Source organism: Streptomyces boetiae (genome assembly GCF_031845405.1).
Lineage (GTDB): Bacteria > Actinomycetota > Actinomycetes > Streptomycetales > Streptomycetaceae > Streptomyces > Streptomyces boetiae.
This window is the reverse complement of the sequence record NZ_JAVREN010000041.1, coordinates 1-13,948: the sequence shown is the minus strand read 5'-3', so window position 1 is coordinate 13,948 and position 13,948 is coordinate 1. Positions and strand designations below refer to the sequence as shown.

Annotated in this window: 12 protein-coding genes; 6 read left to right on the top strand and 6 right to left on the bottom strand. The window is 73.0% G+C overall.

Annotated features, from left to right (window positions below; translation table 11 throughout):
- Positions 1-36: 36 nt before the first annotated feature.
- Positions 37-327 carry a hypothetical protein gene (locus RM780_RS21865; protein ID WP_311632549.1) on the top strand — a complete coding sequence of 97 codons (291 nt, stop codon included), beginning with the start codon at positions 37-39 and terminating at the stop codon, positions 325-327.
- Between the two features lie 82 nt (positions 328-409).
- On the opposite strand, the gene RM780_RS21860 is transcribed toward RM780_RS21865, so the two are convergent.
- From RM780_RS21860 to RM780_RS21835, 6 genes are all read right to left on the bottom strand, one after another.
- Entirely contained in the window at positions 410-652 is a 243-nt protein-coding gene (locus tag RM780_RS21860) for a DUF397 domain-containing protein (RefSeq protein WP_311632548.1), read from the bottom strand.
- On the bottom strand, positions 649-1,458 hold the full coding sequence (locus RM780_RS21855; protein ID WP_311632547.1) for a helix-turn-helix domain-containing protein: 810 nt from the start codon (positions 1,456-1,458) through the stop codon (positions 649-651). Before RM780_RS21855 ends, RM780_RS21860 begins: the two co-directional genes overlap by 4 nt.
- Before the next feature lie 169 nt (positions 1,459-1,627).
- A complete protein-coding gene (locus tag RM780_RS21850; protein WP_311632546.1) occupies positions 1,628-3,169 on the bottom strand; it encodes a hypothetical protein in 1,542 nt (513 codons plus the stop codon).
- Positions 3,166-5,415, bottom strand: coding sequence for a hypothetical protein (locus tag RM780_RS21845; RefSeq protein WP_311632544.1), 2,250 nt, complete (start codon positions 5,413-5,415; stop codon positions 3,166-3,168). Before RM780_RS21845 ends, RM780_RS21850 begins: the two co-directional genes overlap by 4 nt.
- Positions 5,416-5,470: 55 nt before the next feature.
- Positions 5,471-6,811 (bottom strand): sensor histidine kinase, encoded by a 1,341-nt coding sequence (locus RM780_RS21840; protein ID WP_311632543.1) that lies wholly within the window; start codon positions 6,809-6,811, stop codon positions 5,471-5,473.
- Positions 6,812-6,816: 5 nt separating this feature from the next.
- Positions 6,817-7,473, bottom strand: a complete 657-nt coding sequence (locus RM780_RS21835) for a response regulator transcription factor (protein ID WP_311632542.1) — start codon at positions 7,471-7,473, stop codon at positions 6,817-6,819.
- 189 nt (positions 7,474-7,662) lie between these two features.
- Between RM780_RS21835 and RM780_RS21830 the strand changes: the two genes are divergently transcribed.
- The 5 genes from RM780_RS21830 to RM780_RS21810 all read left to right on the top strand — a co-directional run bounded on the left by RM780_RS21830 (position 7,663) and on the right by RM780_RS21810 (position 13,758).
- On the top strand, positions 7,663-12,147 hold the full coding sequence (locus RM780_RS21830; RefSeq protein ID WP_311632541.1) for an RHS repeat-associated core domain-containing protein: 4,485 nt from the start codon (positions 7,663-7,665) through the stop codon (positions 12,145-12,147).
- Positions 12,128-12,631, top strand: a complete 504-nt coding sequence (locus RM780_RS21825) for an Imm50 family immunity protein (RefSeq protein WP_311632540.1) — start codon at positions 12,128-12,130, stop codon at positions 12,629-12,631. The genes RM780_RS21830 and RM780_RS21825 overlap by 20 nt, the downstream gene beginning before the upstream one ends.
- Before the next feature lie 4 nt (positions 12,632-12,635).
- Positions 12,636-12,968, top strand: a complete 333-nt coding sequence (locus tag RM780_RS21820; protein ID WP_311632539.1) for a hypothetical protein — start codon at positions 12,636-12,638, stop codon at positions 12,966-12,968.
- 83 nt (positions 12,969-13,051) lie between these two features.
- A complete protein-coding gene (locus tag RM780_RS21815) occupies positions 13,052-13,393 on the top strand; it encodes a DUF4279 domain-containing protein (protein WP_311632538.1) in 342 nt (113 codons plus the stop codon).
- A gap of 11 nt (positions 13,394-13,404) precedes the next feature.
- Positions 13,405-13,758, top strand: coding sequence for a hypothetical protein (locus RM780_RS21810; RefSeq protein WP_311632537.1), 354 nt, complete (start codon positions 13,405-13,407; stop codon positions 13,756-13,758).
- Positions 13,759-13,948 lie beyond the last annotated feature (190 nt).

Genomic DNA, 13,948 nt, shown 5'->3' with positions numbered 1-13,948 from the left:
CGGACGGCGCGTCCGCCCTGTCCCCGAGGAGTCTTCATGCGACGTGCCGCGACCCTGCTCGGCACCCTGGCCGCCCTGGCGGCGACGGGCCTCGCCCTGGCCGCCCCGGCCTCGGCGGCCCGTGGCCAGATCCTGCTCAACGGCGAGTTGATCGACAACCCCAACGGGTGCGTGAACGCCGAGAGCAGCCCGGTGACCGTGGACAACTGGACGACCGAGTACGCGCTGGTCTACGAGCACCCCGACTGCGAGGGCCGCGTCCTGGCGGTCGTGGCCCCGGGCGCGCACACCACCCAGCACCACGCGCACAGCGTGTACGTCCCCTGAACGATCCCGGCCGGCCGGTTCATGGTCACCGGTCGGCCGGGTGGGCGGCGCTGTACAGGAGAAGGAAGAAGGAAGAAGTGGGTCAGCGGGCGGAGGCGAAGCCGAGGAAGGCGGACCAGGCGGCCGGGGCGGCGGCGAAGGACGGGATGCTCGTGTCCTTGGAGTCCCGGACGTGAATCGCGTGGGGGCAAGCGGCGATCTCGACGCACTCGCCACCCTGGTCGGTGCTGTGGCTCGACTTCCGCCAGTCGTAGGCGACTTCGACGCAGTCGCCGCCCTGGTCGGTGCTGTAGCTGCTCTTGAACCAGGTGAGTTCGCTGTTCACAGTGCTCCCATGGACTTCTCGATCAACTCCGCCGACTCCTCGGGGGAGAGGGCCTGAGCCCGCAGCATGCCATACCGCTCGTCCAGCGTAGCCACGCGCTTCCGCTCGGAGATCAACTGGCTCCCGCCCGGGAATTCGAGGTACGCGACGTGCCGGTGCTCCTTGGTCGTCACCAGCGACATGTAGCCGTTGAGGCCCGCGTGTTCGGGCCGGGCGGTCGGCATGATCTGCACGGTGACGAAGTGCAACCGGGCGCAGAACAGCAGGTGTTCCAGTTGCTCCCTCATGACCTCCCGGCCGCCGATGGGCCGTTCCAGCACGGACTGCTCGATGACGAAGGTGAGCAACGGCCTCGGGTCCCGCTGGAAGACCTGCTGCCGCTCGATCCGGGCCTCGACCTCCTTCTCCACCTGCTCGTCGGTGAGTCCGGCGGTCGACATGCGGAAGATCGCCCGCGCGTAGTCCCGAGTCTGGAGCAGGCCGGGGATGGCCAGCGGAGCGTACGCGTTCAGCAGGAAGCACTGGCGTTCCAGCACCACGAAGTCCCGGAAGAACGTCCGGTACTTCTCCACCGACATGCCCTCGATGGCCGAGGCCAGCAGGCCGTTGGCCTTGAGCGCGCGGTCCAGGCTCTTGATCAACTGCGAGTCGGGGATGCGCTCGGCCCGCTCCACCGCACCGACCATCGAGGCCGAGACCCCGCAGGAGTCGCCGACCTGCTCCCTCGACAGGTGAAGAGAATCCCGCAGCAGACGGCACTGCTTCCCGAAGGTGAGCCGCAGGGCCGAGGGCAGCTCTTCCGCCATTGTCCACACCACCTTTGCACTGTGACAGCGCCGCCGCCCCCTCCCCAGCGATGACGCATCGTGGCGGTCCGGCTACGAGGCACGCTAGCCGCTCCGGCTCCCCGGCAGGAGAGGGAAAGGGGAATTCCCCCCTTTCAGGTGGGGCGCTGACGCGCTCGCTCCCGGCGCTCTAGCGTTCGTTGGCCACCGCACAGTCGGCCGGGGGCGGATCGCCCTCCGGCCAGGCGACGCCCTGGAAGCTGACCTCCGTGCCGTTGGGGCCCTCGCCGGGGAGCAGCCGGACCACGGCCAGGGGCTTGTTGTAGGCGCGGCCGTAGTTGTCCAGGCAGATCCAGCCCGTCGCGCCGCGCACGCGGTTGTCCTCGCCGCGCAGCAGGGGCCAGCCCTCCGCGATGTCGGACAGGACGGGGATGCTCACATCGTCCACGGCGGCGTTGCGGATGCCGGTGACGGCCGTGAACACCGAGTCGTGCATGATCATCGTCCGGCCGTCGGCCAGGTCGGCGCGCCCGCTCAGGCCGGCCTCCTCGACCAGCGCCAGGAAATCGTCCACGTCCTCCTGCGAACCGCCGGTCAGGGGGGCCTCCTCCCCGGCCCACTCGGCGGGGTGGCCGTGCGCGGTGTAGACGAACTCGATGCCCCGGCTCAGCGCCTCGGCCTCCAGATCCTCGTCGGTGGCCAGGGTCGAGCCGGCCGAGATGGTGATGAGGCGGTAGTCCTGGTCGTGACAGCCGCGCCGGCCCAGTTCGTTGATGAACTGGCGCAGCTGCACCGGCCGTCCGGCGAAGTAAAGGGTGTTGATGTCCTCGGCGTCGCAGATGTTGTTGACCATGCGGTTGAAGACGTTGGCGAGGTTGCCCTCCTCGTTGTAGTCGTCCGGCGAGGTGAAGGGCTCCTCGGTGCGCGGGGCGCCGCGGGTGTGGGCGCGGAAGACCTCGCGGAGCGCGACGACGTAGTTGTCGTCCTCGCGCTGGTCGGCCACCAGCAGCGTGGTGGCCGGGTCGATGCCGCCGTAGTAGTCGATCAGCGCCTCGGCCTGATCCTCACTGTCGGCGGTGACCTTGGCCATGCCGGGGAACGCGTCGGGCTCCTCGGCGCTGTTGCCGATGTCGTCGGCGGTGACCGGGCCGGTGACGACGGGGATGCCGTGCTCGGCGGTCAACTCCCGCAAGGCGGCCTCGTTCTCGGGGATGGAGACGTCGAAGCCGGTGACGGCGCGCAGGTTGTCCTCGGACGACTCGGCCATGGCGGCGAGCTGGTCGACCATCGGCTCCCAATGGGCGCTGCGGTAGCCGGGGTTGGCGAGGACGAGGCGGATCAGGGGCGTTGCGCCGTTCTCCCGGTGGTTGGCGCGGTACTGCGCGAGGTAGGCGCCCTGGGCCTGGTTGAGCACGTGGGACTGCTGCACCGGGTCGGGGTCGGTGAAGGGCAGGACGAACGCGATGGTGACGTGAGGGAGTGCGCTGTCCTCCACGTCGCGGTTCTCGGCCTCGATGTGGGCGAACAGGTCGCCGAGGTAGTCCTGGCGGAAGGTGTGCGAGCCGTCCGTGACGCCGACGCATTCGCCGCCCCGCTCGGTCACGCCGGGGGCGCAGGAGTCGTCGGCCAGGACGGTGTAGGTCACGTAGCCGCCGCCGGCCACGACGGCGAGCGCCAGCCCGGCGGCCAGGGCCCGCACCCGTGGCGGCCGGTTGCGCAGGAAGCCTCTCATGCGTCGCCCTCTCCCTGGTTGCTCGGGTCGTTGGTGGGGTCGTCGATGGTGGGGCCCGTTCGGGGGGCCGTTCCGGTGCGCGGGACGGGGAGGTCGGGGGCCTGGAGGCCCGAACCGATCAGCTGGGGCCAGACGTTGAGCACCGCGCGCAGTGTCCGGTCGTCGCGGAGCAGGGCGAGGGCCTGAAGGCCGGTCGTCACCTGGTAGACGTCGTCGGGCTCGGGGGCGGGGGCCAGCGGGTCGGCGCAGTGCCACAGGCCGCGCACGAGCTGGCCGACCGCCCGGTGCGTCACCGACTCCTCGCCGGTCACGCCCTCGGCGGCGCAGGCCGGGCAGGGGGCGGGATCGGCCGGGGGCGGCTCGGCGCCGCGGGGCGGGCGCGGGGCGGCGCAGACGGCGTTGACGGCCGCGAGCCAGGCCGCGGGGGTCTGCGTGCCGAGGCGGTGGTGCAGGGCCCTCACGACGGGCTCGGGGCGGCCGAGGGCGAGGGTGTGGTGCAGGTAGCGCAGGCCGTGGGTGACGGCGTTCTCGGGCAGGTCGCGGGGGTTCGCGAGGGCCCGCAGGCGCACGTGGGCGCGCCGCCACTTCTCGGCCGCGCCCTCGCCGCCGGCGCGGCGGTGCAGGAGCAGCGCGTGCAGGGCGCGGTCGGTGACCAGGGGAACGACCGGGTCCTGACCGTCGCCGCCGGTGCGCTCGGGCCACGGCCAAGGGGTGTGATGCCAGTGCGCACCCGCGAGCTCCGCCAGGGCGGCATCCAGCGATTCATCGGCCCCGCCCTGATCCCGCCACAGCCGCCGCGCGGCCTCGGAATCGAGCGCGGGCGCCAGCACCGTCAGCGCTTCCCGTAACCGCGCGTCGGGCAGGAGCAACTCGGCCAGATGCTCCCCGACGCTCCGAGAGGGATCGTCGACGGCAGGGAGGTCGAACAGAACGGGCTCGGGGAGACCGGCACCACGGGCGTTCCCGCCGGGGGCGTACCCCTCGGGGGGATTACCGCCGGAGGCGCCCGCGTTCGCCCCGGCCGTTCGGCGTCGCAAGGCGACCGCGTCGGCGAGGATCGCCGCGCAGCCAGGACGGCCGCCGCTCAAGCGGCCAATGAGGGCGGCCAGTTCGGGCGGGAAGCCGGCGTCGCCGGGGGTGCGGCGCGCGGTGAGCATCGCGCGCACCTCCTCCGCGCCCACGTGTGGGATGCCCAGGCGCAGCAGGCCGCGCGCCGGGGGCGGGCTGCTGCGCGCGGCCAGCCGCACGGACGGCACCGCGGCGCCGTCCCCGAGCGAGGCGGCCACGATCGCGGGCAGCGCGAGGGGCCGCCCGGTCTCCCCGTCCCGCAGCAGCGCCTGCCGCGCCGGCACCAGCCGGGCCAGGAACGCGCGCCCCACGGGCGTGTGCGCGTTGTCCAGCAGCACCAGCGGCAGGGGCGTTCCCAACGACCGGCTGAGCGCGCCGTAGTGGTCCGCGATGTCGGCCAGAAACGCCTCCACCAGCAGCCGTTCGACCGCCTCGCGCCCGGCGCCGCCCACCCGGAAGTCCGCGACCATGCTGAACAGCCGCTGCTCGGCGTTCCCCTGGTGCTCGGGGAGCCGGTCGCGCCACCAGCGCAGCGGGCCGCGCTCCGGGCGCCCGGCCAGCGGGCCGCGTGCGGTGCGCAACGCGGCCTCCACGGCGGCCTCGACGCCCGGGATGCCCGGCAGTCCGGCGACGACCGGCAGCAGCGCGTCCACCCACGCGCGCAGGGCCTGGCGCACCTGCCGCTGCCCGGCCTCGTGATCGCTCAGCAGCGCCCTCAACTGGGCGTAGACTTCCGCGAGTCCCTGCGGGGCGATGCCGCCCTCCGGCGGCTCCCAGGCGGTGACCGGGACCAGGCCGCAGGAGAGCCGGGGGAAGCTCAGGTGGCGGCGGAAGGAGCCGACGGCCAGCGAGAGCCGGTGCGAGAGCAGGTAGAGCAGGTGCGTGAGCGCGGAGGCGTTCTGCGGCCCGGGCCGGCGGACCTCCGCGAACTCCGGCTCCCCGAAGTCGGGTAACTGCGCCAGGTCGGCCTCGGCCAGCGGCAGGCGGTTGCGGTACCCGGCGGCGAGCGAGCGCAGCAGCGTCGACTTGCCGCCGGCCCGGCCGCCGACGATCTCCACCACCGGTGCGCCGCCCGGGAATTCACGCTCGACCCAGTCGTTGGTCAGCCGCTGGGCGCCCACCAGGCGCGGCACCAGCCCGTCCAGCACGGCCTCCAGGCCGTCCACCCGCTCCCCCATCGCAGCCCCCTGCCCATCCCCTGTTGTGGAGGATATCGGCGGGTACGGCGGCGCGTTACCCGGGCGTTCGCAGCGCTGCCACGAACTCGCCACCCTCCGCACCCGGTTGAACGTTCGCTCCGGGAACGTCCGGCGGCATCTCCGCCGCCGCCTCCCCGGCCTGCGGGGCGGCCGGGAGGGTCACGGTCACCACCAGGCCGCCGCCCTCGCGGGGCCGGGCGGCCACCTCACCGTCGTGGGCGCGGGCCACCGCCCGGACGATGGACAGCCCGAGGCCCGCGCCCCCGGCCGTGACCAGCCGGTCGTCCCCGAGGCGGCGGAACGGCTCGAACAGCGTGGGGACGTCGTAAGGGGCCACTACTGGGCCGGAGTTGGCCACCTCCACCACGGCCGTTCCGCCCTCCCCGGCGCGGGTCTCGACGCGCACCCAGGCGCCGGGGGCGCGGGTGTTGTGGCGGATGCCGTTCTCCACCAGGTTGTGCACGAGGCGTTCCAGGAGCAACGCGTCCCCTTGCGTGACGGCCTCCGCGCTCACGCCGAAGTCGAGGTGCACATCGGCGTGTCGGGCCTCGGCCGCGGCCTGCGCGAGCACGTGCGCGGCCACGTCGGCCAGGTCCACCGGGAAGCGCTCGGGGATGTCGTTCTCCGAACCGGCGAGCAGCAGCAGGCCGTTGATCAGGCGCTCGTGCCGGGCGTTGATGTCCAGGAGCTGTTCGCCCAGTTGCCGCACCTCGGGGGAGGCGGCGGCGCGGTGCATCGCCAGTTCGACCAGCGCGCGGCTGACGGTCAGGGGCGTGCGCAGCTCGTGCGAGGCGTTGGCCACGAAGCGGCGCTGCCCGGCGAAGGAGCGGTCCAGGCGTTCCACCATGGTGTCGAAGGCGTCGGCCAGGTCCTTGACCTCGTCGTCGGGGCCGGGCAGCGCGATCCGCTGGTAGAGGCCGCGGTCGGCGACGGGGGCGGCGGCGATGCGGCGGGCGGTGTCCGTGACCCGGTGCAGCGGCGCGAGGACGCGCCCGGCGGCCACCCAGCCGGACCCGGCGGCGAGGGCCCCGACGATCAGCAGGGCGACGGCGCCCTGGCCGAGCAGCGTCCGCGTGGCGGCGTCGCGGACCTGCTCCTCGCTGCGGATCAGGGCGTCGGCCTCCGGGCCGGTGGCGGTGCGGCCGTCGGAGGTGGTGGCGCTGAGTTCGGGGGCCTCCTGGCCGTCCCTTACGGGCCCCTCGCCGCTGCTGCTCTCGGAGTGGTTGATGCCCCCGCCGAGGCGCTGGCTGAACAGGGCGTACGTCAGGCCGAGGAGCAGCACGCCGGCCAGGAGAAACAGCACGCCATTGATCAGCGCCAGCCGCGCCCGCAGCGCCAACCGCTTTCTCCCGCGCTGCCGTTCCCTTCCCCTCATGCCTCTCATGAGATCTTGTACCCCACCCCGGTGACGGTCTCCACCACGGGCGGATCGCCCAGCTTCCTGCGGAGCTTGAGCACCGCCAGCCGGACGGCCCTCGTGAACGGGTCGGCGTGCTCGTCCCACACCTTCTCCAGGAGCTGTTCGGAGGACACGGGCGCGCCGTCGGCCCGCAGCAGCTCGGCCAGGACGGCGAACTCCTTGTTCGACAGCGGCACATACCGCGTTCCCCGGAACACCTCGCGGCGCCCCGGGTCCAGCGTGATCCCGGCCCGCCGCAGCAACGGAGGCGCGGCCGGGCGGGCGCGGCGGCCCAACGCCAGGACACGGGCGGCCAGTTCCGGGAACGCGAACGGCTTGGGGAGGTAGTCGTCCGCGCCCAGGCCCAGCCCCTCCACCCGCTCCGCGACCCCGGCGGCGGCCGTCAGCATCAGCACCCGCGTCGTCGCCCCGGAGGCCACCAGCTCGCGGCACACCTCGTCCCCGTGCACGGCCGGGATGTCCCGGTCCAGCACGACCACGTCGTAGTCGTTCACCCCCAGCCGCTCCTGCGCCGCGGCCCCGTCCGCCGCCACGTCCACGGCGTGCGCCTCCCCGCGCAGCCACCCCGCGATCGCCCCGGCCAGCCGCGGCTCGTCCTCCACCACCAGTACGCGCATGCGGGCCATGGTGGCGGCGGGGGCGTTTCCTTCCCGTAAGGAACGCCGGGGTGGGGGCCTGTCGCGGTCTTGTGACGAAATTGCCATTCACATCCGCGTACTTTCTGTGGCTCACTCTTCGGAGCAACCGCTATACGCAAGGCACGGGGGAGTTGATCAGTGGTGTCGCGTCCGTCTGATTGGTCGCCGGTGGATCTGGACCGGGACCCGACGCCCGGCGACCCGGAGGAGATCCGCCAACTCTCCGAAGAACTCCAGGACTTCGCGGACGATGTGGGGGAGGCGCTGGGCCGTATCCGGGGGATGGCCTCGGACCGGGCGGTGCAGGAGTGGGCGGGTCTGTCGGCGGAGGCGTTCCGTGCGGAGTTCGACGGGGTGCCGGGGAATCTGGACAAGCTCCAGCGTTCGTACGACATGGCTGCCGACGCGCTGGCCCGGTACTGGCCGGAACTCCAGACGGCCCAGGGCATGGCCGACCGCGCTCTTCAGCGGGCGATCGACGCGCAGGCCGCCCTGTCCTCCGCGCAGACGCAGCTTGACGACGCCCAGTCCTGGGTCTCGCGGGCCGGCGACGAGGCCGAACGCCTCCAGGACGAACGCGACCAGGAGGACGCCCCCGAGCCCCCCGACGAAACCCAGGTCCGCCAGGCCGTCCGCGACCACCAGGCCGCCCAGCAGGCCGCCTCCACGGCCCAGTCGCGGGTGGACAACGCCGAGGCCGACCTGTCGGCCGCCCGCGAACTGGCCCGCCAGGCCCTGGACATGCGCGAGGAGGCCGCCCGCACCTGCGCGAACGGCATCGACGAGGCCTCCGACGCCGGCATCCACAACCGCCGCTGGTGGGAACGCGCCATCGACTTCGTCGTGGACAACTGGGACACCATCGTCTCCGTCTGCCAGGCCATCGTCGCCGTCCTGGGCATCGTCGTGATGATCATCGGCGGCCCCCTCGCCTGGGTCGTCCTGGCCGCAGCCCTCGTCGTCCTGGCCGACACCCTCATCGACTACGCCAACGGCCGCGCCTCCCTGTGGGACGTCGCTTTTGCGGCTTTGGACTGCATTCCGGGGATGAAGGGCCTGACGACCCTGGGGGGCCTGGCCCGGGGCCTGCGCGGGGGCCTGTCAGCCGCCCGCACGGGGCTGCGCGGCATCGCCCAGGGTGTTCGCGGCCTGGGCCAGAGCCTGCGCCGCATGGGCCGCGGCGCCGACGACCTCGTCTGCCGCACCGACCCCATCGACATGGCCACCGGCGAGATGGTCATGACCGCCACCGACGTCGAACTCCCCGGCGTCCTGCCCCTGATCCTGAAGCGCCACCACCGCACCAGCCTCCGCGAGGGCACCTGGTTCGGCCCCTCCTGGGCCTCCACTCTCGACCAGCGCCTCATCCTGGACGACTCCGGCCTGCGCTTCGTCACCGCCGACGGCATGATCCTGGACTACCCCCGCCCCCTTGCCGACGCCCCCGTCCTGCCCGTCGAAGGCCCCCGCTGGCCCCTGTCCTGGGACGGACAGCCCGGCACCCCCCTCACCATCCACCAGCCCACCACCGGCCACACCCTCCACTTCTCCCCCGTCCCCACCCGCCGCGGCGCCGAACTCCCCCTCACCGCCCTCACCGACCGCAACAACAACACCCTCCACATCACCTACGACGAAACCGGCGCCCCCGCAGAAATCACCCACACCGGCGGCCACCACCTCACCATCACCACCGACACCGGCCGCATCACCGCCCTCACCCTCCTCAGCGACCCCCAGCAGCCCACCCTCCTGCGCTACGCCTACGACCAGCACGGCAACCTCACCGAGATCTACAACTCCTCCGGCCTCCCCCTGAAGCTGACCTACGACGAAAAGGCCCGCATCACCTCCTGGGAAGACCGCAACGGCACCCGCTACCACTACACCTACGACGCCGACGGCCGCTGCACCGCCACCAACGGCACCGACGGCGTCCTCGCCAGCCGCATCACCTACGACCCCCACACCCACCGCACCCTCTTCACCGACTCCCTCGGCAACACCACCGTCTACCAGTTCAACGACAGCTACCAACTCACCACCGAAACCGACCCCCTCGGCCACCACACCCACCGCACCTGGGACCGCTACGACCGCATCCAAAGCATCACCGACCCCCTCGGCAACACCACCCGCTACACCCGGGACGAACACGGCCACCTCACCTCCATACACCGACCCGACGGCCGGGAGGTCTCCCTCACCTGCGACGAACTGGGCAGGCCCACCCGTGTCGTTCAGGCCGATGGCGGGACATGGCGGCAGGAGTTCGACGCGGCGGGCAACCGCACGGCGCTGACCGACCCGGCCGGAGCGGTGACCCGTTTCCGCTACGAGGCGAACGGCGCTCTCGCCGAACTGACGGACGCCCTGGGCTCGGTGACCCGGATCGAGTCCGACCCGGCGGGCCTGGCCACGGCCGTTGTCGCGGCGACCGGTGCCACGACGCGCTACCGGCGTGACGCCTTCGGCCGGGTGACCGAGGTGACCTCGCCGGCCGGCGCGGTCACCACCTGGGAGTGGACGCCCGAGGGCCGGCCGCTGCGCCAGGTGGACCCGAACGGCGCGGCTCGCTCGTGGACTTGGGATGCCGAGGGCAACTGCCTGACGCACACGGACCGGAACGGCGGGGTCACCTTCTACGAGTACGGCGCGTTCGACATGGCGACGGCGGAGATCCGGCCGGACGGAGCGCGTTACGCCTTCACGCGCGACACCGAGAACCGTCTCCTGCGGGTGACCAACGCGCAGGGGCTGACCTGGGACTACGAACGGGACCCGATGGGACGGGTGGTCCGCGAGAGCGACTTCGACGGGCGCGTCGTCTCCTTCTCCTACGACGAGGCCGGCCGACTCACCTCCCGCACCAACGCCCTGGGCCAGACCCTCTCCCTCACCCGGGGTCCCCTCGGCCAGATCACCGAGAAAACCGTGGACGGCGTCACCACACGCTTCAGCCACGACGCGCTCGGCCGGCTCGTGGGGGCCGTGCGCGACGGGAAGGGGGCGCCCGACCTGCGCCTGGTCCGCGACGCGATGGGCCGCGTCGTTGCCGAAACCGTGGGGGCGCGGACCATCAGCAACGCGTACGACGCGATCGGGCGGCGCCTGTCCCGGACGACACCCGCCGGGGTGGAGAGCGCGTGGACATACACGCCGTTCGGCGCGCCCGCGACGCTGGCGACCTCCGGGCGCGTGCTGGCGTTCACCTATGACGCGGAGGGGCGCGAGACCGGCCGCCGGATCGGGGACGCGCTCACGCTCGGCCACAGCTGGGACCCGGCCGGGCAGCTCACCGGGCAGCGGCTGCTGCGCGGCCCGCAGGCGCTCCAGAGCCGCAGCTACGACTGGCGGCCCGACAACTACCTCATCGGCGTGCACGACGCGGAGGCCGGCGAGACCCGCTACGAACTCGACGCGCTGGGGCGGCCGGTCGTGGTGCGCTCCGGGGCCTCGGAGGAGGCGTACTCCTACGACCTCGACGGCAACCAGACCTCCGGCCGGTGGTCGGGCGAGCGCACGGACGCCTGCGGGGAGCGGGACTACGCCGGGATGCGCGTCACCCGGGCCGGCCGCACGCGGTACGCGTACGACGACGCGGGGCGCACCGTTGAGCGCCGCGTGCGGACGCTCTCCGGCAAGGTGCGGACGTGGGAGTACTCCTGGGACGCGGAGGACCGCCTCACGGGGGTCGTCACGCCCGGGGGCGGGCGGTGGCTCTACGCGTACGACCCGCTGGGGCGGCGCGTGGCCAAGCGACGCCTGGCGGCGGACGGGCGCGAGGACCGCCGCGTCGAGTTCGCCTGGGACGGGCCGGTGCTGGCGGAGCAGACGGTGTACGAGGCGGGGGCGGCCGTGCCGGTCACGCTTACGTGGAACCACCACGCGCACCATCCGCTGACCCAGGTGGAGCGGCGGGGGGACTCGGGATCGGGTCTCGGCTCGGGGGCGGGCTCAGGGCCCCGTTCCGGCCCGGCGCTGACGGACGCGGAGGTGGACGAGCGTTTCTACGCGATCATCACCGATCTCGTCGGCACGCCCACCCACCTGGTCAGCGAGTCCGGGGAGACGGCCTGGCGCTCGGACCTCACGCTGTGGGGCGGCGGGCACGACCAGGAGGCGCAGTGTCCGCTGCGATTCCCCGGCCAGTACGCCGACGCGGAGACGGGGTGGCACTACAACCTCCACCGCCACTACGACCCGGACATCTCCCGGTACACCTCGCCCGACCCCCTGGGCCTGGACCCGGCACCCAACGCCTACTCCTACGCCCGTAACCCGCACACCTGGACGGACCCGCTCGGCCTGACGCCCTGCCGCGAGGCCGCCCGCCGCCAGGCGTTGCGCGACGCCGGCGTTCCCGACGGGGCCGAGCCGCTGGAGATCCGCTACACGCCGTCGACCACGCCGCAGGGGCGGCAGATCCTGGACGAGAACTACCAGCCGGTCCAGTTTTACGAGGAGGTCCACCTCAACAACCGGGACGAGCTGATCGTTTACCAGGATCACCACACCGGTCACCAGTTCGGCGACCCGAACGGCGTCGGCGACCAGCCGCCCCACGTGCATGTGCGGCCGTACGATGACCCACGCAACGGCCAGATCCCGGGCTGCGAGGAGCACTACTACTATGACCCTTCGCTGGGCTGAGCTCGTCGCCAATCGTGAGCGGCTGGAGCGGTACTACGATGCCGTCCCGCCGCTCGACGGGGTCCTCGTGCGGGCCGTGCACCTGGATCGGGACGGGCCGACGGTCACGATGCGGCTGGAGCTGGGGGCCTTCCCCGACCGGCCGGAGGCGGAGTGGGTGGCGGAGGGGTGCGACCGGCTCCAGTGCCACCTGCGGTTTCTCGACGTGGGGGACCTGAAGGTCTCCGGGTGGCCGCTGTCCGCCTCGGGCGGCGTGCGTCTCGAACGCCTCGCGCCCGCCGAGCGGCGGCGGATCGCCGTCGAAGTGGGCGGGGCGGGAGGGGCGTTGATGCGCTTCACGAGCAACGCGTCGCTGGCCGTTGGACACTTCGCCGCCCTGCGGGGCGGCGGGGACACGTACTGGCACGCCGGGCCGGTGGACCGGCTGCGGCTCGGGAACGGGCTGCCGGACGTCACCGACCACGTCTTCTACGAACGGCTCTGACGAGATGAGCGAGAGCACCCACGTCACCTCCGTCCACCTGGACGAACGCGCCCGTTCGGTGACCGTCACCACCCGCCACGCCGGCCTCCCGCCCGACGCGCCCGCCGAGTGGCGCGAGGAGGGCTTCAACTCCTGGGAGGAGGCGGTCGTTTACACGTCCGTCGACACCCTCACGATCGACGGCTGGCACCACGCCACCCCGGCGACCCACACGACCACCCCCCTCCCCGGCCCCCGCCTCGCGATCACCCTGACGGGCCCCGCTACATCCGTCCGCTTCCACGCGGACCCGGCCCCACGGCGCGAACGCCGGGGGCTGCGCTCGGGCGCGTTCTGAGGGGGCTCCGGAATGCTGCCCCGGCCGAGGCCGACCCCGTGGGGGGCCACGCGTGCCGCGCTCACCGTGCGGAAGGGGATCTCGTGCCGGAGCGTGTCACCGAGCGGCTGGGCATGGAGCCGACGGGGGTGCGGGAGCCGGGGCCGGATCGGTGGCGGCCGGGTGGGGATGAGGACGGGTGGTGGATATTCCAGCGGCATGAGATGCGCAGGAGCCTGCCGGAGCAGGTGGAGGACGTTCTGGATGCCGTGGGCGGCAGGTGCGGCGAGTTGCGGAGCCTCGTCGCGGAGGGGTACGAGGTGACGTTCGAGATCTTCGGGTTCGTGGGGGACGGCTCGGTGGTCGAGCTGCCGGCCGAGGCGGTCGCCCGCATCGCCGCGCTGGGCGTTCGCCTGGAGGTCCGCGTCAGCACCAGCGAGCGTTAGGGGCAACAGCCGTGGCGGGCAACGAGCTTGGGTGGCGGTCGCTCCGGGTGACCCTGGAGGTCACGGGCGGCCATGCGGACGCGGAAACGCTCGTCGCGCTCGACGTCGCCGGAGACGACCCGGCGCAGCTCCTCGGCGCGGTCCTCTCCCAACTGGAGCCGCTCGCCGACGCATTGGCCGCCCTCCGCGCGGAGGGTCACGCGGCCCGTATCCGGATGGAGGGCTGGGTGGAGACCGGGGCCTGCCTCGCCGTTCCGCCGGACCTCCTCGCGCGGGTCGCCGCGCTCGGGCTGCCGCTGGCGTTCGCGACGCGGGCCGACGGCTCGACGGAGACCGAGGACTTCCTCTCCTCCCTCGGCAGCTGAGGGCCGCGCCGGCAGCCGCCCGCACGGAAACCCCCAGGAAACGCCCCGTCCGGTTCCGTAGGGGTCCGTAAGGGATGTGGAGCCCAGGGACGTGGAGGTCGGTATGGCGCGTGGGATGTGGGTGCGTGGGGTGGTCGCGGCGGTGCCGCTGGCGTTGGTCGTGTTGGTGGGCGGGTGCGGGGACGGGGGT